The organism is Bacillus toyonensis BCT-7112 (genome assembly GCF_000496285.1).
Lineage (GTDB): Bacteria > Bacillota > Bacilli > Bacillales > Bacillaceae_G > Bacillus_A > Bacillus_A toyonensis.
Genome location: NC_022781.1, coordinates 324,883 through 347,839, shown reverse-complemented (window position 1 = coordinate 347,839; position 22,957 = coordinate 324,883). Strand labels below are relative to the sequence as shown.

The window sequence follows — 22,957 nt, the reverse complement described above, 5'->3', positions numbered from 1 at the left end:
GAAAGAGGAGAAACGATGAAGGAAAATACGAAGAAAGAATTATTCTCTTGGGTTAAAACAATAGGGTTTACCCTTGTACTAATTGTAATTATTCGCGGTGTTTTATTTACACCTTCTTTAGTGCAAGGTGAATCGATGATGCCAACGTTAGAAAATAATGAGCGCGTTCTCGTGAATAAGATTGGTTATAGTATAAGTGGATTAGATCGCTTCGATGTTATCGTCTTCCACGGAAAAGAAGGGTACGACTTAGTAAAACGAGTAATTGGTTTACCAGGTGATACAGTTGAGTATAAAAACGATGTTTTATACGTAAACGGAAAAGCGATGGAAGAACCGTATTTAAAAGAGTTTAAAGAAAAAGCAGCTGGCCGTGTATTAACTCCAGACTTTACATTAGAACAAATCACAGGGAAAACGAAAGTGCCAGAAGGCCAAGTATTTGTTTTAGGAGATAATCGTGAAGTTTCTAAGGACGGTCGCATGTTTGGCTTTATTTCAGAAGATGAAATTGTTGGAAAAGGACAAGCTGTTTTCTGGCCATTGAAACAAGTAAGAGCGTTATAAAGCAAGTATGGGAGAAATGTTCTTCTTGTGGATTTAAATCACATTTTTTGTAAAACTGAATGTTCATTTAAGAAAGACAGAGGTCATTTTGATTATTATTTTTCAAAATGACCTCTGTTTATTTGAAAATAGTGTTGCAAGGAGGGAATTTAAATGATAACGAAAGAAGCAAAAGTTATCTTAAACAGGAAAGGAGCCAGGAAAGTAAACGAAATTCCTAAAGAGGTCTTACAATTACTACAGCAAGGGAAAGTAGAAAGTGTTAATCTAACAGAATGGCTAGCTATAAATCATATTGAACTACTCAAAAATGTCTTACCTTCAATAGGACTCAAGAATAGTTTGGAAAGCATAGTAGCTGAATTAGAAAAACAGAACGTGGAAACAGGAATGAAAGTCATACGAATAACAGGAACTTTATTGGATGAAATTATACTCAAAGAGAATGAAGGAAACAAGGAAGATGTATTGTTAAAATTATCTAATCATATTTCAGATAGTGTACGATGTTGGGCAGCGTTTATGAATAAAAAATCAAATAACACATTAAAAGATACATTAACGTACATTCGACCTTTTGCAGCGGATCATCATTTTGGTGTTCGAGAAATTGCTTGGATGTCTATTAGAGAAGATCTTTCACAGAATATAGAAAAAAGTGTGGAGTTGTTAGTAGAATGGGCAAAAAGTGAAGATGAGAATATTCGTAGGTTCTCTGTAGAATCTATTCGTCCTCGAGGTGTATGGAGTAAACATATTGAAATATTAAAACAAGAACCTGAAAAAGCACTTCCTATTCTTAATTTACTTAAATCAGATCCATCAAAATATGTCCAAGATTCGGTTGGAAACTGGTTAAATGATACAAGTAAAACGAAACCGGATTGGGTAATGAACCTGTGTGAAGAATGGGAAAAGGATACTGATATAAAATCAACTAGTAGAATTATTAAAAAAGCTAAAAGAACGATTTTGAAAAATAAGTAATATGTACCTAATAGACTTGTTAGTTGAACGAAGGAACAATCAATCAATCAATCAAGTTAAAAAAGAATACTGTGAATAACAATGAGAAGAGCATGTTTTGATCAAAAATTGATTCAAACATGCTCTTTATATTTTCTTTTATAGCAGTGTTATTAATGAAAAGTGATCAAATTTTATTTCAAATCTAAACTTCCGTACTTTTTTATTGTAACTTTTATTCTAATAGTTCGTTCTTCAAGTGTTAAAGTTTTGTCAATCATTCAAGAGCCTTTTATTTTATATAAATCACTTATTATTTGTGTTTTTTTAATAGCGGACAAAATATATCGGATTATGTACGTGAAAAAAATATTGATAGAATTGAAAGAATATTTTATAATTTTAAATTATATCTTTGTTTCGAAAAATGGAATTAAAGTTCCGAAATTCGGAACAAAAAGGAGATAGGATGAGTATAAATAAAACGGCAGTGAAGACAATGGATATTTTAGAGTTATTTTATGAGCATGAAGAGTTAAGTTTAACAGAGATGGTTCAGCTTACAAATATGCCAAAAACATCTGTTTATCGTTTAATCGGTTCGCTAGAAGAAATGGAGCTTTTACAAAAAAATGAGAAGGGGAAATATTGTCTTGGAGTCGTTTTTTTAAGGTTTGGGCAACTTGTTTCACAAAGATTATCAGTAAGAAATATTGCGATTCCATATATGAAAGAGCTTAGAGATAGTTTAGGGCAGGCAGTTAATTTAATTATTCAAGATGGTAATGATGCAATTTACGTTGAAAAGATGGAAGGAGTTCAGCCGGTACGTGTTTATACAGCGGTTGGAAGAAGAGCACCTCTTTATGCGGGGGCATGTCCGAGAATTTTACTATCTTATTTTTCTGAGGAAGAGAAAAGGAAGTACATAGAGGAAACCGATTTAAAACAGTTTGCGGATGGAACAATTGTGAATAAGGAACATTTGCTAGAAGTATTACAACTAGCGAAAAAGGAAGGTTACACAATTAGTTATTCTGAATTAGAAAATCATACAGCAGCTATAGCAGCTCCGATTTTTGCGAATGATGGAACGGTTGTAGCAGGTATTAGTGTTTCAGGTTTAGCAATTGAGTATGGCGAAAGTAACATTTCATATTTTACTGCGAAAGTGAAAGAAACAGCATACCGCATTTCGAAAGAACTCGGCTTTTTGGCATAGAAAGAGGGAATGGGATGAAATTTTCTGCGTTAGGGGATCAAGCAATTATTGTTACGTTTGGTGAAGAAATTAGGATGGATATATACGGAAAAGTGCAGCGATTATTTCAAGCGTTGAAACAACATCCATTTACAGGAATGGTTGAATGTGTGCCATCGTTTACTTCATTAGCAATTTACTATAATTTGTACGAAGTATGGATGCAAAATGAGAGAGGTGAAAGGTCATATGATTACGTTTGCCAATATATACAGGAGCTGTGTGATTCATATAAAGAAGAAGTGAACCAGAAAGTGAAACATATTTCTATACCAGTTTGCTACGGAGGCGAATATGGGCCGGATTTAGAAGAGGTCGCACATTATCAAGGTTTGCAAGTAGAGGATGTTATTCGTATACATAGCGAAACAACATATTTTGTGTATATGTTAGGTTTCACACCAGGATTCCCATATTTAGGGGGACTATCAAAACAATTAGAAACACCTAGAAAAGAAACACCACGGTTACAAATTGCTCCTGGTTCGGTAGGGATTGGTGGAAAGCAAACAGGTATTTATCCGCTTGAAACACCGGGTGGATGGAATATTATCGGCCGAACACCGATTTCATTATTTAATCCAAGAGAAGAATCACCTACCTATATTCAAAGTGGTATGTATTTACGTTTTATCCCGGTAACAAAGGAAGAATACTTATCGCTAGAGGGGGCTAAAGAATGGATGTAGAGGTTTTACATGCGGGGATGCTTACAACAGTCCAAGATTTAGGACGATTTCATTATCAACAGTATGGTGTACCAGTTGGCGGTGCGATGGATAAAAATGCACTTAGGCTAATCAATATGTTAGTCGGTAATGAAGAAAATGAAGCAGGTTTAGAAATGACGATAATGGGACCTAAATTGTTACTAAAGAAAACGACTTTGCTCGCGATTGGCGGAGCGGATTTGGAACCGTTATTGAATGGAGAACGAATTCCGTTATGGCGTCCTATTTTAGCAGAAGAAGGCAGCATGCTTTGTTTTGGAAAAGCGAAACGTGGGTGCAGAGCATATGTAACATTTGCTGGTGGTATTCATATTGATCATACAATGGGAAGTAAAAGTACATATATGCGAGCTGCTATTGGCGGGATTGAAGGAAGGATGCTCAAAAAGGGTGACTATTTTCAAATTGGTACGCACGCAGAAATGGCGAGTCGTTTCATTCAGAACTTACAAAAGGAAGAGCGAATAAAAACAAAATGGGCAATTCGAAATAACGTCTTACCAAAATATAAGAAGCATCCTACGCTTCGCGTCATAACAGATTTTGAATATAATCAGTTTACAGAAAAAAGTAAAGAGTCATTTTTTATGAAAGAGTATAAAGTGTCCAATTATGCTGATCGCATGGGATATAGGTTTGATGGGGAAGTTTTAAATAGAGAAATAGAACAAGAAATTCTATCAAGTCCTGTTACATTTGGAACCATTCAAGTTCCAAATGGTGGGCAGCCTATTATATTAATGGCAGATAGGCAAACGACAGGTGGCTATCCGAGAATCGGAAATGTCATTTCAGTCGATTTACCTCTGCTTGCCCAGCTGAAACCAGGGGACTATGTAACTTTTGAAAAAGTTTCTATAGAAGAAGCGGAGCGATTGTACATAGAGCAGGAAGAAAATGTGAAACTATTAAAGAAGTTCATCGCTTTACGAAGCTGAGAGTAGGAGGGAAATATCGTGACGACAATCGATTTGAATTGTGATTTAGGAGAAAGTTTTGGAGCTTATAAAATGGGGAATGATGATGAGATTCTTCCGTTCGTTTCCTCTATAAATGTTGCTTGTGGTTTTCATGCGGGTGATCCGTTCGTTATGCGTCAAACAGTTGAAAAAGCTTTGAAACATAACGTAGCAATAGGGGCGCATCCTGGATTTCCTGATTTAATTGGATTTGGAAGAAGAAACATGAATGTTTCAGCAAGTGAAGTATATGATTACGTTTTATATCAAATTGGTGCATTAGACGGGTTTGTGAAAGCGGCAGGGGCGAAGATGCATCATGTGAAACCGCACGGTGCCCTATATAATATGGCGGCAACTGACCCAGTAATTGCAGATGCAATCGTAAAGGCAATTTCTCATATGAACCCGGATCTATTACTTTACGGATTAGCAAATAGCGAGGCGTTTATACAAGCTGCAGAAAAATATAAAGTAACATTCATGCAAGAAGTTTTTGCTGATCGTACGTATAAGCAAGATGGGACATTAACAAGTCGTACAGAAAAAAATGCACTTATAACAGATGAAGGCGAAGCGATAAAACAAGTGCTTCAAATGGTAAAAGAAGGATATGTAGAAACGGTGAATGGAGAGAAAGTAACAGTTCAGGCGCAAACAATTTGTTTGCATGGCGATGGAGAGAAAGCGGTACAATTTGCGGAGAGAATATACAGAACATTCGAACTTAATGGTGTTTCTATATGTGCACCGAAATAAAAAATGAGAGGAAGTGCTGGAAATGATTAAATTAATTGGGATACTACTTGTTGCAGTTGGCTTTCTATTTAGGTTAAATACACTATTAGTAGTAATGGTTGCAGGAATTGTTACTGGTATGGTTTCAGGATTAAGTTTTTATGACGTCATCAGCATGTTCGGTAAATTTTTTATAGAAAATAGATATATGTCTATGCCTATTATACTAACTTTACCTGTAATCGGAATTTTAGAGCGTTATGGTTTAAAAGAAAGAGCAGAAGCACTTATAACGAAATCAAAAGGGGCAACAACTGGAAGAGTATTAATGTCATATTTTACAATAAGAGAATCATCAGCGGCACTAGGGCTGAATATTGGTGGTCATGCGCAAACAGTAAGACCGCTCGTTGCACCAATGGCAGAAGGAGCGGCACAAGGTAAATACGGTAAACTTCCGGAAAAATTAAGAGAAAAGATTAAAGCAAACGCAGCTGCTGCAGAAAATACAGCTTGGTTTTTCGGAGAAGATATTTTTATCGCAACTGGTGCGATTTTATTAATGAAAGGATTCTTCGATTCAGTAGGTATGCATGTCGGAGTATGGGATATGGCGCTTTGGGGTATTCCAACAGCAATATCCGCACTAATCGTAAGTTGGATTAGATTCAGAAGGTTTGATAAATATATAGCGAAAACAATGAAGGCAGAAGGAAAACAAGAGAAGGAGGCTATATAAGATGAACATCATAACTATGGATACAATTTATTATGTATTAGGTATAATCGTTGCCTTTATCGCTGTGCGTATCGCATTCGATCGTGAACATCCAAACCGATTCGGTTCTAGCTTATTTTGGGCATTATTCGCAGTTACATTTTTATTCGGAAATGTAATACCTTCGTTTTACGTTGGGTGTATCGTGCTCGCTATGGTCGTGTTAGCTTCATTGAATAAAGTAACAAAATCCGAGGAGAAAGAAGTACCTGTACAAGAACGTGTGAAACATGCTGAGAAATTAAAAAATAAAATTTTCATGCCTGCACTTTTAATTCCTATTTTTACAATTATCGGTACGTTAACGTTAGGGAAAATCAAATGGGGAAATGTATCCCTTGTAGATCCAGATAAAGTAACGTTAGTTGCATTAGCGTTAGGAGCATTACTCGCATTCGTTGCGGCGATGCGTATTACAAAATCGAAAATAACGACGCCTGTTCAAGAAGGAAGTAGATTATTACAAGCTGTTGGTTGGGCAGTTATTTTACCACAAATGTTAGCAGCACTTGGCGGCATTTTTGCGAAGTCTGGTGTTGGACAAGTCGTTTCTGATTTAGTTGGAAAAGTGTTACCGACAGAATATCCATTCGTTGCTGTTATGGCGTACTGTTTAGGAATGATGCTTTTCACAGTTGTAATGGGGAATGCATTCGCAGCGTTTGCAGTAATCACTGGCGGAATCGGATTACCTTTAATTGTTCAAATGCACGGCGGGAATCCAGCGATTATGGCCGCACTCGGCATGTTTGCTGGATATTGCGGAACACTGCTTACGCCAATGGCAGCAAACTTTAATATCGTTCCAGCAATGCTTTTAGAGTTAAAAGATAAAAATGCTGTTATTAAAGCGCAAGTACCCATCGCGCTTTCAATCTTTATCATAAATATGTTTATTATGTACGGCTTAGTATATCGTTTCTAATTAGGAGGGAAAACGATGAAAACAGTATTATTAACAGGGTTCGATCCGTTCGGCGGAGAAAGTATCAATCCAGCTTGGGAAGTCGCAAAAAGCTTACATGAAAAAACAATCGGAGAGTACAAGATTATAAGTAAACAAGTTCCAACTGTATTTCATAAATCAATAAAAGTTTTAAAAGAATATATAGAAGAACTGTCGCCGGAAATGATTATATGTATCGGACAAGCTGGGGGTAGACCAGATATTACGATAGAGCGTGTCGCAATTAATATTGATGATGCAAGAATTGCTGACAATGAAGGGAATCAGCCGGTGGATGTACCGGTTGTTGAGGAAGGACCTGCTGCCTATTGGTCCACGCTCCCAATGAAAGCAATCGTAAAAAAACTTCGCGAAGAAGGCATACCGTCATCTGTTTCACAAACGGCAGGTACATTCGTTTGTAATCACTTATTCTATGGACTTATGTATGAACTAGAAAAACATGATATGAAAATAAAAGGCGGATTCATTCACATTCCGTTCTTACCAGAACAAGCGAGTAGCTACCCAGGGCAACCGAGTATGTCACTTTCTACTATTAGTAAAGGGGTAGAGTTGGCAATCGAAGTAACGACGGAAGTAGAGGTAGATATTGTAGAAATTGGGGGCGCGACGCATTAAGTAAAGTGAAATGTACAACACCTCCTGTAAACAACTGGTATAATAAGTATAGGAATATACATAGAGGTGATTTTTGTGCAATTTGAAGAAGTTCGTTCAATTTTAGAAAAAGCGAAGAAAATTACTGTATTAACAGGCGCAGGAGCCAGTACAGAAAGTGGCATCCCAGATTTCCGTTCAGCAAATGGGTTGTATGCTGATGTGAATGTGGAGATGTACTTATCGAGAGGGTACTATAACAGAAGTCCGAAAGAGTTTTGGAAGCATTATAAAGAAATATTTCAAATTAATACGTTTCATCAATATAAAGCTAATCGTGGACATCGCTTTTTAGCTGAGCTAGAAGAACAAGGAAAAGATATAACAATTTTAACGCAAAATATCGACGGTTTACATCAATTAGGTGGTAGTAAACATGTCATTGATTTACACGGAACACTTCAAACAGCACATTGTCCGAAGTGTAAAACGGGTTATGATTTACAATATATGATTGATCATGAAGTACCGCGCTGCGAGAAGTGTAATTTCATTTTAAATCCAGATGTTGTTTTATACGGAGATACACTGCCGCAATATCAAAATGCGATTACACGTTTATATGAAACAGATGTGTTTCTCGTTATGGGAACGTCATTAAAAGTACAGCCTGTCGCATCTTTCCCGGAAATTGCAAAGAGGGAAATTGGAGCAACAACCATTTTAGTAAATGAAGAGTTAACAGGGCAGGAATATAACTTTGATTTTGTTTTTCGACAAAAGATTGGTGAATTTGTTGAAGGGTTATCTTCAAATAAATAAGTTATCGTAAAAAAACTGAGGTGCAATGTATCTACCTCAGTTTTTTGTATTCATGATATTGTATTGTAAGGGGAATGGTAATAAATAGGATGTAAAATCCGAAAACTGAAAATTAAATCTTTTCTTTCTTTTGTAACTAATATAAAATTCTATATATATCATATAAATAAATTTGATACATAATGAGTTATCCCGTTATTTGCGAGCAGTAAGACTCCCATCTGAAAAATTCGGCACAGGCGAAGAAGTTAGGTGGAAGGGAAGATTACCTGCTTGTAAAAGCCCGATTGCTGTGGGCTAATAAACAGAGAACCACTCTGTTTAAAGTTTCAATTTATGCGTAGAAGTTAATAGAATGAAGCGAGGGAGCGAAATGAGACAGAACAAGGAAAAAAAGAAACAGCCGAAAAAGAAAAAGACTCATATTCCATTTCGGTTAAATGTACTATTTTTTATCGTCTTTCTTTTATTTTCAGCTATTATTATTCAACTAGGTAAAGTGCAAATCATTGATGGAGAAACGTATCGAAATGAAGTGAATAAAAAGGAAGATGTGACGGTGAGCACGCCTGTTCCTAGAGGGAAAATGTTTGATCGAGAAGGCAAAGTGATTGTAAATAACAAACCGCTACGAACCGTTACATATACGAAAATGAAAGGAGTAGACTCGAAAGAAGTTTTAAAAGTAGCGAGAGAGTTAGCAGGGCTAATTGAAATGTCGCAAGAGGATATGGATAAGTTAACAGAGACAGATAAAAAAGATTTTTGGATGCAGTTAAATGAAAAAAGGGCTGCAGAAAAAGTAACGAAAGCAGATGAGAGTAAATTTAGGAAGCAGGAAATAGAAGGGAAAGAATTAGATAAAAAAGTAGAAGAGTTGCGTCGGGAGAGAATTACACAAGAAGAATTAAAGGAGCTTTCAAAAGATGATTTAGAAGTATTAGCAATTAAAAGTAAAATGAATACGGGATATAAAATGACGCCGCAAATCGTTAAAAAAGATGTAAGTCAAAATGAATATGCAATCGTTAGTGAAAGATTAGCAAGCTTGCCGGGGGTAGATACGACAGTAGATTGGGAACGTGAATATCCAAATGATAAAATCCTTCGTTCTATACTTGGTAGCGTTTCTAATGAAAATGAGGGATTGCCAAGAGAACAATTAGAGTATTATTTAGTTCGTGATTACAACCGAAATGATCGTATTGGTAAGAGTTACATCGAAAAGCAATACGAAGATGCATTACATGGAATGAAAGAACAATCTAGAAATATTACAGATAAAGCAGGGAATATTATTCGGACTGAAAAAGTGACTGAAGGAAAAAGTGGAAATAACTTAATGTTAACGGTTGATATGGATTTGCAAAAAAAGGTAGAGGAAAGTCTTGAAAAAAATTTACGAGCGTTTCATTCTTCAGAACCGATGATGGATCGTGCTTTCGTTGTAATGATGAATCCGAAAAACGGTCAAATTTTATCAATGGCAGGAAAGAAAATTGTAAATAAAGATGGCGTGATGCAAATAGAAGACTACGCATTAGGGACGATGACAAGTTCCTATGAGTTAGGATCAACTGTGAAAGGGGCTACTTTATTATCTGGATACCAAGCAGAAGCGATTAAACCGTTTACGCATTTCTTTGATGCGCCAATGTACTTTAAAGGAAGTACTAAGCCGAAAAAATCATGGAAAGATTTTGGTGATATTGATGATTTAAGAGCTTTACAAGTTTCGTCGAACGTTTATATGTTTAATACAGCATTAAAAATGGCGGGGATTAATTATGTGCCAAACAATCCGTTAGATATTAAACAAGAGACATTTAATAAAATGCGTTACTATTTTAGACAATTTGGTTTAGGTGTATCGACTGGTATTGACTTGCCAAATGAATCAATTGGTCAAATGGGTAGAACTGATAATATACCAGGCTTTTTACTTGATTATGCAATTGGACAATATGATACATATACACCGCTACAGCTTGCTCAATATATTTCAACAATTGCAAATGGCGGTTACCGAATGAAACCACAAATTGTGCAAGAAATTAGAGAGCAGCCAAACCGCCCAGAGGATGTCGGAAAAGTTATTCGATCAATTGAACCGGTTGTTTTAAATCGAGTGGATATGGACACGTCATACATTAATCATGTAAAAGAAGGGTTTAGAAGAGTTTTTCAAGAAGCTGACGGAACAGGTACAGGAACGTTTAAAGGCTTACCGTATAAACCAGCTGGAAAAACAGGAACAGCTGAGACGGTATATGGTGGAGAAAGTGATATTGGAAGAGATGAGAACTATAACCGAAAAAAATGTTATAATTTAACTCTTGCCGGCTATGCGCCATATGATGCTGATCCGGAAGTAGCTTTTTCAGTTGTTGTACCATGGGTGAATAATGATAAATCAGGGGTTAATTCCGCGATTGGTAAAGAAATTTTGGATGCGTATTTTGACTTGAAAGCGAAAAGATCAAATGCAAATTCAGTCCCGGTAGAACAGCCGAACAAGGCCCAGTAAAAATAATATCACTGCACAGGAATATATTGTGCAGTGATATATTTTTTGAGTTATTTTATAAGGTGGGAATGGATATGAAAGAGGAGATTAAGAGAGGTTGGGGGAAGTACATACTATTTATACTTGTTATGGTAATAGCCTATCATTCTTTTACGTTATGTAAGGTAGAAGGGAAATCCATGCAGCCGACTTTAAATGAAGAAGACTACGTATTTGTAAATAAAGCAGCAGTACATTTTTCTAACATACAGCACGGGGAAATTGTCATTATTAAAGAAGAGGACGAATCGAAATATTATGTGAAAAGGGTAATAGGGCTACCTGGTGACGTAATTAACATAACGAATGGAACTGTATATGTAAATGATAAAAAACAAGTAGAGCCGTATACAAATAAAGATTTATTCAACAATACACAAGTATTTTACAATTTCCAAAAGACAAAGATTCCACCAGATAAGCTATTTGTCATGGGAGATAACCGTGAACTTAGTAGGGATAGTCGCAATGGCTTAGGATATATTGAAGAAGATAACGTGATAGGAAAAGTAGAATTTGTGTATTATCCTTTTTCAAAAATGAAAATTATAGAATAAGTGGGGAATTCATAAAGCCCCACTTATTAAAGTTTCACTTTATTTTCTTTAAAAAACCTTTTGGATTAAAAGATATGAAAAATTTATGTTTAGATTCATCGATTATGAAATTGTTATTTTTAGCTAAAAACTCTTCCACGGCTTCCATCGGGCCAGGGCCCCAATCTGGAAGGAGAGGATTTCCGTTAATACATGTATCCTCTACAATAATGTAACTACCAGTGGTTACAATAGATTTATAAAGTAAGAGTTCTTTTGATACATGTTCTTTACTATGATCAGAATCTAAAATAACTAAAATCACATCATCAGGTTTGCGCATACTTACTATTGTTTGGACGGCCTGCACAGAAACAGAAGATGCTGTTAAATACGTAATCCGATTATGTGATGGCCGATTTGGCTGCGGAGTTATATCGATAGTAAGTACGTGACCTTTTCCGATTAAATCTAACATAGAAGCTAAATACAGTGCACTACCACCATGAAAAGTCCCGCATTCAATAATTAAATCGGGCTTTAATTCATAAATGATTTCTTGATACAAAAAGAGATCAGAGGGAAGTTTGCAGATGGGAACACCGAACCAGTAGGTATCTTTTAACCAAACGTGGCTGTCGTAATACTGTTTTAAAAATTCACTGCTTGTAGTATCGATTTTAAATGCTCCTTTCTAAAAAGGATTCTTTCGTTTGACGTAAAGTATTTACGTATGAAAGTTGTACTATATATTATGTGATAAGGAATTGTAAGGCGAGTGTTTTCACTTGAAAATAAGCAAAATAACTCATGTGGAAAATCAATTGCTTACAAAAGAAGGTGTAATTGAAAGGAAATGATAGTATGTATACATACACAATTTGCTTCATTAGAAAAGGAAATAAAATACTCTTACTAAATAGAAATAAAAAGCCGAATATGGGAATGTGGAATGGTGTTGGGGGAAAAATTGAAGATAATGAAACGCCATATGAAGGAATAATTAGAGAAACGCTTGAGGAAACGGGCATAGATCTCCAAAGTGTAACGTATAAGGGGAATGTTGGTTTTAAAGATAAAGACGAGCCTCTGGCTAGTGAAGGAATGTATGTATTCCTTGCTGATTTGCCAGAGGGAGTACAAATGGATACACCGTTAAGTACTGATGAAGGTATATTAGAGTGGAAGGAAATTGGATGGATATTAGATGAGAATAATAGAGGTGTAGTTAGTAATTTACCAAAATACTTACCGCTAATATTAACAGAAGAAAATATGTTAGAGCATATATTCACGTACGATAACCGGAATATTATTAATTACACAACTGCATTTTTGACAGAAGATGATGCGAACAAACGATATGAAAAACAACTCGTTTCTCAATAGAAGATAGGATGAAAAACTACACTTATACTTTAGTTGAAAAAATATATATGTTAGGTGATTACATGCTGAAAAAATATACTTTATTAGCCAAAGTTGTAACACAAACTTTCGTTACTTAAATTAAAACAAAAAGAGATGGCATATCCATCTCTTTTTGTTTTCGTATGCTCCATGATTAGTTGCGAATCGCTTTAATGATAAAGCGATGTTGCTTCACATCAAAATAGCCTTTTTGCAACATAATCTCATGTATGCGATATAATTCCTCATAATACCTTTCGACAGTAAAATCAGGAGTTTGCCACGGAATCGCTTTTAAATAATAGACGATAGCGCCAATATCATAAAAGCGTTGAAGAGGGAATTCTTCCTTTGCATCTAAAATAGTAAATCCATTTTCCTTTAGCTCATTACAGGCAGTTTCGAGTGACCAACTTGCAAATTCGCTATTTAGTGGTGTGCCAAACTGCTTATTAAGTTCTGCGCAATCAAGACCACCAGCTTGTTGTGTAAGAAATATTCCATTAGGAGAAAGGATTCGGTTTACCTCAGAAGCAGCATAGGATTCATGTTGGTTCACAATTAAATCAAATTGAGCATCTTGAAGCGGTAGGGCAGCATCATCCTTTACTTCTACAACAATAACCCCTAAAGGCTCTAATTTCTTTCGGGAAATTGGCACGTTTGGAGCGTAGCCCTCAGTAGCATAAATAGTTGGCGGGAACGGTTGTAACATAGATAAAAGCTCTCCACCGCCAGTGCCCATATCTAGCATTGATTTTGCGTGTTGTATAAGCTGGAAAGCAGTGCTACCGTACGACCACGATAAAGGCTCACTTTTCATTCGACCCGTTTCTGAAATGAAAGAAAAATCCCAGCCGCTAAAATTTGTATTTGCACTGTCTAATAAAGTTAAAAATAATGGATCACGTTTCATAATTGTACCCTCCTATTTTGTAAATGAATGATATGATGAGAAAAGTAAAAAGGAGGACCTCTTATAAAAGTGAAACGGATTTACGTTTCGTGTTCGAATAGATGCATATAAATTCGCTCCTTGCGAGAATGATTATTTATATATTCGGGATTTTTGAGTGGAATTCCTTTGAAATATAAAGAGAAGGTAGATATTTAATGGAAAATTGGATTGAGTTTACAGATAAAGAGTACGATCGAATTTGGGATAAAGTATATAGTGACTATGAATTTTCACCAAGTGTTTCAATATTTCCATCGTTTAAAGTACCAGGACCGTTTATCACATATGACATCTCTCATTATTTTGGAGAATCGGTAGATTTAAATGTATATGATGAACTTGAAGAAAAAGCATTAAAAGTTTTCAAAGAGAATACAGCATTGAATGAATATATGATGGCACTAGATTGGCAACATGAATGTTATTGGGTAAATCCACACTTAGAGTTTGAAAGAAATGAATTTTATGAGTGGCGTATACCAATATTTCCGAATGGTGATTACTATTTCTTTATTCAGAAAGACTTTAAGTGGGGGTATTTAGGCCATCCTTGGGAGAAGAGTATAACGATATTTGGAAAAGAAATAATAGAGAGTTTTAAACAAAATAAACCGGAAATGTTTCAAAATATTTTAAGGCAGGGATAATGTTTTAAAGAGAAAAAACGCTTATACTTCATTCTTGAAGCATAAGCGTTTTTGTTTTGGCCGTTTTCATTTAAAAATACTTAAAAATAAAAATCTTTTGGTAAAGTACCATTTTTTATCACCGTTCTTAACCCATGTTTTATAATCCAAGGGTTAACAGGATGCTGTTTATCACGTAATTGCTGCAACCATTGAAAAACGAGTTCTTTATCTTCCTTCGTAATATCGTTAATATGATTGGCTACAGATTTTTGAACATACTTAGAAGGGTCATTCATTAATGGTTCAAGAAGCTGTAAATTGTTCTTAAAGTTACCTTTTAGAGCTCCTGTTTTTTTTGCCCAAGGAAGTCTTGGTCTTGTACCTTCAGAAATTAGTCTCCTAATGTGGCTGTTTTCGTCATGAATCCACTGTTGTAAAATATTTAGTGTGTCTTCATGGTACGTTTCAAGAAAAGGCCGAATGGCATATTCAGCAGTATTCCTTTTTGTTATTTCATACATTGCATGGAATGAGGAGTCAAAATCGTTAAGCCCATATTTTTCAACGTATTTTGCGATAGGCATGTACATATAGCCGTTTGTAAATGTACCTACTTCTGTTGTATTTTCTGGTCCCAATGTTTTCAGTAATATATGTATTGCTTCATTAAAATCTTTTTGTAAAGCATTGTGTAATTCATCTGCTATTACTTCAATCCGTTGCTTTAACTCTAAACCTTCAACTTTACATGTTACGGAGGCTATAAAGTTTTTTTTAGAGAAAGTAGAATCGTGTTTACAAATAGAGTCAGCCATTTTTTCTGCTAATTCATCATTAAATAAAAATTTTAATGGAACGTATTTACCCATTTTTCCACCTCATTGGTCAGTTGAAAATAATTTTTATTTTTTAATCGACAATCCATAAACTAACGTCTCACTAGGAGTCGTAATACTAAAACCAGTCGTCTTATAATCAAGTTTCACTGTATCACCAGTGTAATCTTTCGTGAATGATTCCATTTGTACAATAAGCATTTCATCCTCATATACAATATCATCTGCATTGTATGTATCCCAAACTAAATCAACATCAACGAAAATGCTACAAGAGTTTGTCATTGTTCCTCTAATGCGAATGATCTTTTTATCTGCACGTTCTAATCTATGTATAGCTGCCTTTGCTTCATCAGTAATACGAATGTTCATTGTATCCCAACCTTTATTTTTATTTCTTTTATTATTGCAAAAACAAAAGAAATAGGGAAGTAAAGAGAATTGTAAAAAAAACGAGCAAACAATTTTGTTTGCTCGCTCTACTTTATTTTAGTTCACATTTATCAAGTGGAATCACTTTTGTTTTCTTTGTAAATTTATATCCTAACCATAGTACTAAGAAGAGCGGTAAACCGATGTAAGAAACGAGTACGCCGTTCCAATCGATTGATTCACCCATAAATGCGCCGTAGTTTTGTCCTAAAATTACGATGACGCAAAGTGTAAATGCGAAGATTGGACCGAATGGGAACCATTTTGCTCTATATGGTAAGTCTTTTAAATCTTTTCCTTGTGCGATATATGCTTTACGGAAGCGGTAATGACTAATTGCAATACCAACCCATGCGATAAAGCCAGACATACCAGAAGCGTTTAATAACCAAATATATACAACACCGTCACCGAATAAAGAAGCGATGAAAGCGACGCTACCAACTACTGATGTTGCGATTAGAGCGTTAACAGGTACACCACGGCTATCTAATTTGCCTAAAAACTTTGGTGCTTTTCCTTGACGAGCTAAATCCCAAAGCATACGAGTTGATGCGTACATGCCAGAGTTACCAGCAGATAAAACTGCCGTTAAAATAACAGCGTTCATAACAGAAGCAGCAAAGGCAACGCCCGCTTTTTCAAATACAAGTGTAAATGGACTTACTGTAACATCACTTGCTGCAAGACTTTCAGTTGTATAAGGAATTAATAAACCGATAACGAGAATTGCAAGGATATAGAATAAAAGAATGCGCCAAAAGATCGAACGAATTGCTTTTGGGATATTGCGTTCTGGATCAGACGTTTCACCAGCAGCTACACCTAATAATTCAGTTCCTTGGAAGGAGAAACCAGCAGCCATAAATACACCGATAATTGCCATGATACCGCCGTTAAATGGAGCATCTGCAACAGTGAAGTTTTTAAAGCCGACAGATTCGCCGCCCATAATTCCAAAAATCATCATGAAGCCGACAACTAAGAAGATAATAATAGTAACTACTTTAATAAGTGCGAACCAATATTCAGATTCACCAAAACCTTTAACAGATAAATAGTTTAAGAGAAAAATAATAGCTAAGCATAATCCACTCCAAATGAGGGAAGGGGTATCAGGGAACCAAAATTTCATAATTAATGTTACGGCCGCTAGTTCTGCCGCAATTGTAATCGCCCAGTTATACCAATAGTTCCATCCAAGTGCAAAGCCAAGTGATGGATCAACAAATTTTGTTGCATACGTGCTAAAAGATCCAGTAACAGGCATGTAAGCTGCAAGTTCAGCTAAGCTTGTCATTAAGAAATACACCATAATTCCAATTGCGGCGTATGCGATTAGTGCACCGCCAGGACCAGCTGAATGGATTACACCACCGCTGGCAAGAAATAGTCCGGTACCGATTGTACCACCGAGAGAAATCATCGTAAGGTGACGAGATTTTAATCCGCGTTTTAATTCACCTTGTCCTTGTGTAGTTTGCGTTTTAGAGGTAGATTGATTTGTTGCGCTATTCATGTTCAACACTCCTTTTCTTGTAGGTTAGGAAGGAGCGGGGGAGAAAAATACAAAAAACCGCCAAAGGAATTAGGCGGAACGTTTCACAAATAACCACCCCATCATACCCTTCCGTTAAGATAGCACCCCACGTTTACACGGTAATTTTGTAAACGTGACAGTTCTGTTCCTTTCGGAGACAGCCCCAGCTCATACTTCCAGAGAAGAAATACAAACTTCGGCAACTTTTCCTTTCAAACGGAGTCAGTGACATTCTCTGTGTCTCGTCCGTTTTACTTTTAAAAGTCGCAACCTCTACCTCATCGGATTGATGAGGATTTATATATTGCTAAGATATTTAATATATGGCAATTGTAATGAGTTTCTGAATATATTGCAAGGAATTTTGTTAGGAAAAGTCAAAAAATATCGGTTATTGTATAGGAAACGCTTGCATAACTCCACCCGAACCTACTATTATGTAGCAATAAACAAAGAAAAAATTGTTATACAAATGTTTCGCAAAAAATAATGAAAAACCCTTTAAAATTAAAAGAAAATTCAGAAAATATAATTCGACATAACGATTGAAGGGTATCACTTCTTTTATTTTGTTCTAAAGAAAAAACATATGTGCAAATTAAAAGATTGAATATTCTTTCTTTTTTGTAGTAAAATTGAAGTACTGTTTAATTAAAAAGGGGACATCGTTATGAAATTAGAAACAGAAAGATTACATATTATCCCGTGTACGGAAGAATGGGTTCAGATTGCGAAGAATCAAGGATACAATAGCGGCCCGCATATTGCAGGGCATGTAGAAAGTGTAAAACAAGACGCAGCTTTATTACCTTGGGGTGCGTGGTATGTCATTCGAAAAGAAGATGACATCGTACTAGGGGATATAGGATTTAAAGGGAAACCGAACGAGAAACGTACAGTAGAAATTGGTTACGGTTTTATTGAGAAATATTGGAATAAAGGGTATGCTACAGAATCTGTAGATGAATTAATAAAGTGGGCTTTCCAGACAGGAAAGGTAGATACAATTATTGCGGAGACACTCCTTGAAAATGCTAGTTCGATTCGTGTATTAGAGAAATTACATATGAAGAGAGTAGATACAACAGATACGATGATTAATTGGAAAATAGAAAAATAAAAAATACCGCTCGATATAGTTCGAGCGGCATTTTTTATCATTATGGTAGCATTTGTTTTTGATCTTTCGGATAGCCGCCTGTTGATGGGCTAGAACGATTGGAATGATTACGGACAGCAATGAAAATAGAAATAATAACGACAAGACCAACTGCCACGTAAGAAAGTGAAATAATAGTTGGATCCACTTTAAATGTTGTAAGTAGTGTACGAATATTCGTAAAGATAATAAGGCCACCAACTAATACCCCAAGTAAATGAGGTGGAACGATACGTACTAACCATGCGGCAATTGGAGCTGCGACAATACCGCCAAGCATTAAGGCGAATACCCAAACCCAGCTTACTTGTTCCCAGCCAAGTGAGATGAAGAAACCAATTGTTGCAGCGAGCGAAACAGGAAACTCACTCGTATCTACAGATCCAATAACTTTTCTAGCTTCATTTCCTCTTGCTAGCAGTACAGGTGTCGTAATTGGACCCCAGCCACCGCCACCAGTTGAATCGACGAATCCAGCGAATAAGCCGAGTGGCACAAGTTGTTTGGCAGACATACGCTTTTTGGAAGTAACAATTTGTTTTTGAATAATGAATCGTAATAAAATATAAACGCCTAAAGTGAATAAAAATATTGAAATGTACGGTTTAATCACATCGCCAGGTAAATTACTTAAAAAACATGCCCCAACAAATGCCCCAATTGCTCCGGGTAATGTTAATCTGGAAACTGTATATTTATCAACGTTTCCAAATTTGATGTGCGATGCACCAGAAGCTGCGGTTGTAACGACTTCAGCTAAGTGAACAGATGCGGATGCTACAGCTGGTGCAATACCAAACATTAATAATAGTGAGGTAGATGTTACCCCATACGCCATTCCAAGTGCCCCATCAATCAATTGAGCGAAAAATCCAATAATAGCAAAGACAATTAATTTCTGCATAAATAATCCCCCTGTAATAATAAATGAAAAAAGCACTTTTCCCGTATGAGAAAAGTGCCTTTGGTTTTTCCAATCAGCAATAATTAAATTTGTTTCATTATAATACATATTAATCATATAAATCAACTAGGTTTTGAAGTTTTTTGAATTGAATGAAAGAAAAATAAAATATACAATAAAAGGATGGAGAGAAAGGGGAGAAGGACTATGTTACGATTTGATCATCTCGTTCACGCAGTGCCTTGTACACCGAAGGAAGCAGCAAAACAAATGCAAGCGAGTGGATTTCATACTGTATTAGGCGGAGAGCATACTACTTGGGGAACTTGGAATAGTTTATGTTATTTTGATTTATCATACATAGAATTTTTAGCTGTGCAGCATGAAGAAAAAGCGAAAGAAGCAGAAAATCCATTAGTACAAGAAACGGTGGTGAAATTACAAAATGGAGAAGGAATGCTACAAATTGCAATTCGAACAGATGCCATTGAAGAATTAGCAGATAAATTTAGTAAATACGGTTTACAAACAATAGGACCATTTGAAGGGAAACGTATGAGAAAAGATGGTCGGCTTTTAGAATGGAAAATGTTATTTGTAAAGCAAGAAGAAAGCGGGCCGAGATTACCTTTTTTTATACAGTGGAATGAAACCGATGAAGAAAGAAGAAACGACTTACGCAACATAGGGACGATCACGGAACATAAAAACAAAGTGCAACACATTGAAGTGATCCATTATGCAGTGAAAAACGTTCGAGACACAGTGCGAAAGTGGAAAGAAGTAATGGGGCTAACTGCAAGTTCAGTCACAAAAAATGAAAAATGGAATGCTGAGTGCCAAAGTGTAGCGTTTGGTGACATTCATGTACAGTTTTGTGAACCGATTGGGGAAGGGCTAGTGAAAGAACACTTGATTAGGAATGGTGAATATCCTTTTGCAGTGGAGTTTAAAGGGGAGAATAAACGAGAGTATGAAGTGTTAGGTAGTTTGTACATATATGAATAGAGGGGATGTTTTGGAAGAAATAGTAAGAGAGATAGAAAGAAAACTAGAGTGGCCCTGTATTGTAAAATGTATAGCCATTACAAAAGGTTTTTCGCATGAGGAAAAATATAAAATTGAACTAGAGAATCGTGAAACGTATTTTGTAAAAGTGTGTGATTCTGCTAATTATGAACGAAAACTAGAAGAATATACGTATATGAAACAAATAGAGTTATTACATATTCCAACGCCCAAGTTAATTCATTTTATAAAACTTGAAGAATTAAATAAATGTGTTCAAGTATTTGAATGGATTGACGGAGTAAATGGTGAAGAGAGCTTACGGAAGTTATCGGTGGAAGAACAGTATGATGTAGGAAGAAAAGCAGGAGAAGTATTAAGGAGAATTCACTCAATTGAAAGAGAAAGTGCAAGTAATAAATGGGAAACATTTAGATGGAATAAATACGAAAGATACATAGAGGCACTAGCAGACTACGAGGTGAATTTTCTGGATTTGAAGCCAGTATTAACCTTTGTAGAAAACCATAAAGACTTATTAAAAAATCGTCCAATCACATTTTTACACGATGATTTCCATCCAGCAAATAGTATGATTCATAACAAGGAGTTTATCGTTATCGATTTTGGTGGATATGATTTTGGCGATCCAATACACGATTTTTATAATGTAGCGATTTTTACTACAAGAATAAGCAAACCATTTGCGGTTGGACAAGTTCACGGTTATTGCGGAGGCGAACCGTCACTTCACTTTTGGCAGCTGTACTCCTTATATGCAGCAATGACATTCCCGGCTGATATCGTTTGGACAAACCGAAGCACACCGCACCTAGTAGATGATATGAAGGAAAGACTAAATGGAATTTTAGAAGAACATAATCATTTTTCGTCCTATGTTCCAAGATGGTATCAATCCTATCATATGGATATAATGAAAAATAAATAACGGAGGGATTCATTTGGATAAAATAGCGGTAATTTCAGATATTCATGGTAATATTCCGGCATTAGAATCTGTGCTGAAAGATATTAAATTAAGAGGAATCGAGCGCATTATTTGTCTTGGAGATTTAGTAGGAAAAGGCCCTCATTCAAGCGAAGTAATTGAAATCATTCGTAAAGAATGCGAAGGCGTTGTAATGGGGAATTGGGATGATTTCATTACAAAACCGACTGAATTTGAAGCATTAAAATGGCATCAAAAACAATTATCAGAAGAACAAAATGACTATTTAAGAAGCTTACCATTTTCGATCGAATTTTTTATGAGCGGAAAACTCATTCGTATGTTTCACGCTTCACCGAGAAGTTTATATGAAAGAATTCAACCACACGCTTCAAGAGAAGAACGTATTAGTATGTTCGAAAATAGTGATCTGACGGAAAATATAGAAGGGGAAAGAAAACCAGATGTCGTTTGCTATGGTGACGTTCACCAAGCGTTCGTTCAAAATTTCAGAGGGAAAACGTTATGTAACGCTGGTAGTGTAGGAAATCCTCTTGAAATTACACAAGCATCCTATTTAATCTTTGAAGGAACGTACAATGAAAAAGAAGCCGCAAGCTTTTCTATTCAACTCGTACGTGTACCGTATGATATTGAATTAGCTATCAGACTAGCAGAAGAACTCGATATGCCAGAAATTGAAGAATACAAACAAGAATTACGGACTGCTTTATATCGAGGGTTTAAGGGGAAGTAAGCTAATAATATATCAACGATTTTTCAAATATATCTATCATAACTTAAAATATATCAACGATTCGACAAAGGATATCGATTTACCGACAAATAGTGACACGGATTATTACTTATAATTATATTATGTAAACTAATTATAAAGGGAGATATCATGAACCGAAAACAACGAATCAAAGAAATTGCAGATCATATTGTAAAGCTAAACTTAACCTATCCAACAAGAGTTGGAGTAAGTGGTATTACAGCATCAGGAAAAACAACATTTGCAAACGAACTAGCGGAAGAAATAAAAAAACGAGGTTTACCAGTAACACGCGCCAGCATTGATGATTTTCATAATCCAAGAGTGATTCGTTATACGCAAGGCAAAGAATCAGCAAGAGGGTATTATGAAGATGCACACGATTATACAGCTTTCAAAGAAAGGTTATTAAATCCTTTAGGACCTAACGGGAATTTACAATATGAAACGATTTCTCATAACTTAGTAACGGATATGCCTGTACAGAATGAACCGCTAGTAGCCCTGCAAAATATGGTATTAATAGTAGATGGAACGTTTCTATTGAAAAAAGACGTTGCGCATTTATTTGACTATAAAATTTTCGTAGATACAGATTTTGAGATTGCGAGAAAACGTGGTGCAGAGCGCGAGACTGAGGCTTTTGGAAGTTATGAAGAAGCAGAGAAGATGTTTTTGAATAGGTATCATGCGGCCTGTAAGATGTATATAGATGAGCATAATCCGAAAGAGTGTGCGGATGTTGTATTTCGGAATAGTGATTTAGAAAATCCAGAAGTTATATTTCATGAAAGAACGTAATACATAACAACAAATATATGTATAGCCTTATATTTGTTGTTATAATTCTTGTATAATGAAAT

At 35.7% G+C, this 22,957-nt stretch carries 25 protein-coding genes and 1 riboswitch; of the genes, 19 read left to right on the top strand and 6 right to left on the bottom strand.

The annotated features are described in order from the left end of the window. Nucleotides 1–15: 15 nt before the first annotated feature. From lepB (BTOYO_RS01820) to lepB (BTOYO_RS01760), 12 genes are all read left to right on the top strand, one after another. Nucleotides 16–567 carry a signal peptidase I gene (gene lepB / locus BTOYO_RS01820; RefSeq protein ID WP_000662506.1) on the top strand — a complete coding sequence of 184 codons (552 nt, stop codon included), beginning with the start codon at nt 16–18 and terminating at the stop codon, nt 565–567. A gap of 153 nt (nt 568–720) precedes the next feature. Further along, the gene (locus tag BTOYO_RS01815; protein WP_000628826.1) at nt 721–1,554 is read left to right on the top strand and encodes a DNA alkylation repair protein; all 834 of its coding nucleotides are present in this window, start codon (nt 721–723) and stop codon (nt 1,552–1,554) included. A 448-nt stretch (nt 1,555–2,002) separates the two neighbouring features. Further along, nucleotides 2,003–2,755: an IclR family transcriptional regulator gene (locus BTOYO_RS01805; protein WP_000026373.1), complete on the top strand. Its 753-nt coding sequence runs from the start codon at nt 2,003–2,005 to the stop codon at nt 2,753–2,755. Between the two features lie 14 nt (nt 2,756–2,769). Continuing rightward, the gene (gene pxpB, locus BTOYO_RS01800) at nt 2,770–3,483 is read left to right on the top strand and encodes a 5-oxoprolinase subunit PxpB (protein WP_000672291.1); all 714 of its coding nucleotides are present in this window, start codon (nt 2,770–2,772) and stop codon (nt 3,481–3,483) included. Beyond that, on the top strand, nt 3,474–4,463 hold the full coding sequence (locus tag BTOYO_RS01795) for a 5-oxoprolinase subunit C family protein (protein WP_000382263.1): 990 nt from the start codon (nt 3,474–3,476) through the stop codon (nt 4,461–4,463). The genes pxpB and BTOYO_RS01795 overlap by 10 nt, the downstream gene beginning before the upstream one ends. An 18-nt stretch (nt 4,464–4,481) precedes the next feature. Continuing rightward, nucleotides 4,482–5,243 (top strand): 5-oxoprolinase subunit PxpA, encoded by a 762-nt coding sequence (gene pxpA / locus BTOYO_RS01790; RefSeq protein WP_000207306.1) that lies wholly within the window; start codon nt 4,482–4,484, stop codon nt 5,241–5,243. Nucleotides 5,244–5,265: 22 nt separating this feature from the next. Then, a complete protein-coding gene (locus BTOYO_RS01785; protein ID WP_000593386.1) occupies nt 5,266–5,961 on the top strand; it encodes a DUF969 domain-containing protein in 696 nt (231 codons plus the stop codon). 1 nt (nt 5,962) lies between these two features. Continuing rightward, on the top strand, nt 5,963–6,925 hold the full coding sequence (locus BTOYO_RS01780; RefSeq protein ID WP_001021657.1) for a DUF979 domain-containing protein: 963 nt from the start codon (nt 5,963–5,965) through the stop codon (nt 6,923–6,925). A 15-nt stretch (nt 6,926–6,940) separates the two neighbouring features. Then, on the top strand, nt 6,941–7,588 hold the full coding sequence (gene pcp, locus BTOYO_RS01775; RefSeq protein ID WP_000859721.1) for a pyroglutamyl-peptidase I: 648 nt from the start codon (nt 6,941–6,943) through the stop codon (nt 7,586–7,588). A gap of 75 nt (nt 7,589–7,663) precedes the next feature. Further along, the gene (locus BTOYO_RS01770) at nt 7,664–8,389 is read left to right on the top strand and encodes an NAD-dependent protein deacylase (protein WP_001159151.1); all 726 of its coding nucleotides are present in this window, start codon (nt 7,664–7,666) and stop codon (nt 8,387–8,389) included. 373 nt (nt 8,390–8,762) lie between these two features. After that, complete coding sequence (locus BTOYO_RS01765; RefSeq protein WP_002093621.1) at nt 8,763–10,916, top strand: peptidoglycan D,D-transpeptidase FtsI family protein; 2,154 nt, start codon at nt 8,763–8,765, stop codon at nt 10,914–10,916. Nucleotides 10,917–10,990: 74 nt separating this feature from the next. Continuing rightward, a complete protein-coding gene (lepB, locus tag BTOYO_RS01760; RefSeq protein ID WP_000656824.1) occupies nt 10,991–11,512 on the top strand; it encodes a signal peptidase I in 522 nt (173 codons plus the stop codon). 34 nt (nt 11,513–11,546) lie between these two features. Here the strand turns inward: lepB (BTOYO_RS01760) and BTOYO_RS01755 are convergent, their stop codons facing one another. Continuing rightward, the gene (locus BTOYO_RS01755) at nt 11,547–12,170 is read right to left on the bottom strand and encodes a cephalosporin hydroxylase family protein (protein WP_073990597.1); all 624 of its coding nucleotides are present in this window, start codon (nt 12,168–12,170) and stop codon (nt 11,547–11,549) included. 185 nt (nt 12,171–12,355) lie between these two features. On the opposite strand from BTOYO_RS01755, the gene BTOYO_RS01750 reads away from it, so the two are divergent. Continuing rightward, the gene (locus BTOYO_RS01750) at nt 12,356–12,880 is read left to right on the top strand and encodes an NUDIX hydrolase (RefSeq protein ID WP_023440973.1); all 525 of its coding nucleotides are present in this window, start codon (nt 12,356–12,358) and stop codon (nt 12,878–12,880) included. Nucleotides 12,881–13,055: 175 nt separating this feature from the next. Here BTOYO_RS01750 and BTOYO_RS01745 read toward each other — a convergent pair whose 3' ends face one another. Then, nucleotides 13,056–13,817, bottom strand: coding sequence for a class I SAM-dependent methyltransferase (locus BTOYO_RS01745; RefSeq protein ID WP_000817559.1), 762 nt, complete (start codon nt 13,815–13,817; stop codon nt 13,056–13,058). A gap of 197 nt (nt 13,818–14,014) precedes the next feature. Between BTOYO_RS01745 and BTOYO_RS01740 the strand changes: the two genes are divergently transcribed. Next, nucleotides 14,015–14,506 (top strand): DUF2716 domain-containing protein, encoded by a 492-nt coding sequence (locus BTOYO_RS01740; RefSeq protein ID WP_000432847.1) that lies wholly within the window; start codon nt 14,015–14,017, stop codon nt 14,504–14,506. A gap of 80 nt (nt 14,507–14,586) precedes the next feature. Here BTOYO_RS01740 and BTOYO_RS01735 read toward each other — a convergent pair whose 3' ends face one another. From BTOYO_RS01735 to BTOYO_RS01725, 3 genes are all read right to left on the bottom strand, one after another. Beyond that, on the bottom strand, nt 14,587–15,357 hold the full coding sequence (locus tag BTOYO_RS01735; RefSeq protein WP_000521685.1) for a DNA alkylation repair protein: 771 nt from the start codon (nt 15,355–15,357) through the stop codon (nt 14,587–14,589). Nucleotides 15,358–15,390: 33 nt separating this feature from the next. Continuing rightward, nucleotides 15,391–15,696, bottom strand: a complete 306-nt coding sequence (locus BTOYO_RS01730) for an iron-sulfur cluster biosynthesis family protein (protein WP_001026169.1) — start codon at nt 15,694–15,696, stop codon at nt 15,391–15,393. A gap of 112 nt (nt 15,697–15,808) precedes the next feature. After that, nucleotides 15,809–17,275, bottom strand: a complete 1,467-nt coding sequence (locus tag BTOYO_RS01725; protein ID WP_001083390.1) for an amino acid permease — start codon at nt 17,273–17,275, stop codon at nt 15,809–15,811. A gap of 112 nt (nt 17,276–17,387) precedes the next feature. Next, a riboswitch (Lysine riboswitch) is annotated at nt 17,388–17,580 on the bottom strand. A 386-nt stretch (nt 17,581–17,966) separates the two neighbouring features. Between BTOYO_RS01725 and BTOYO_RS01720 the strand changes: the two genes are divergently transcribed. After that, nucleotides 17,967–18,416, top strand: a complete 450-nt coding sequence (locus BTOYO_RS01720; RefSeq protein ID WP_000764586.1) for a GNAT family N-acetyltransferase — start codon at nt 17,967–17,969, stop codon at nt 18,414–18,416. Between the two features lie 40 nt (nt 18,417–18,456). On the opposite strand, the gene BTOYO_RS01715 is transcribed toward BTOYO_RS01720, so the two are convergent. Further along, nucleotides 18,457–19,467 (bottom strand): sulfite exporter TauE/SafE family protein, encoded by a 1,011-nt coding sequence (locus BTOYO_RS01715; protein WP_033657358.1) that lies wholly within the window; start codon nt 19,465–19,467, stop codon nt 18,457–18,459. A gap of 99 nt (nt 19,468–19,566) precedes the next feature. Between BTOYO_RS01715 and BTOYO_RS01710 the strand changes: the two genes are divergently transcribed. The 4 genes from BTOYO_RS01710 (at nt 19,567) to BTOYO_RS01695 (ending at nt 22,895) form a co-directional block, all read left to right on the top strand. Continuing rightward, nucleotides 19,567–20,367: a VOC family protein gene (locus tag BTOYO_RS01710; protein WP_000943366.1), complete on the top strand. Its 801-nt coding sequence runs from the start codon at nt 19,567–19,569 to the stop codon at nt 20,365–20,367. 10 nt (nt 20,368–20,377) lie between these two features. Further along, nucleotides 20,378–21,316 (top strand): aminoglycoside phosphotransferase family protein, encoded by a 939-nt coding sequence (locus BTOYO_RS01705; protein ID WP_002038986.1) that lies wholly within the window; start codon nt 20,378–20,380, stop codon nt 21,314–21,316. Between the two features lie 13 nt (nt 21,317–21,329). Further along, on the top strand, nt 21,330–22,073 hold the full coding sequence (locus BTOYO_RS01700; RefSeq protein ID WP_000357624.1) for a metallophosphoesterase family protein: 744 nt from the start codon (nt 21,330–21,332) through the stop codon (nt 22,071–22,073). A 150-nt stretch (nt 22,074–22,223) separates the two neighbouring features. Further along, nucleotides 22,224–22,895, top strand: a complete 672-nt coding sequence (locus BTOYO_RS01695; protein ID WP_001080566.1) for a nucleoside/nucleotide kinase family protein — start codon at nt 22,224–22,226, stop codon at nt 22,893–22,895. Nucleotides 22,896–22,957 lie beyond the last annotated feature (62 nt).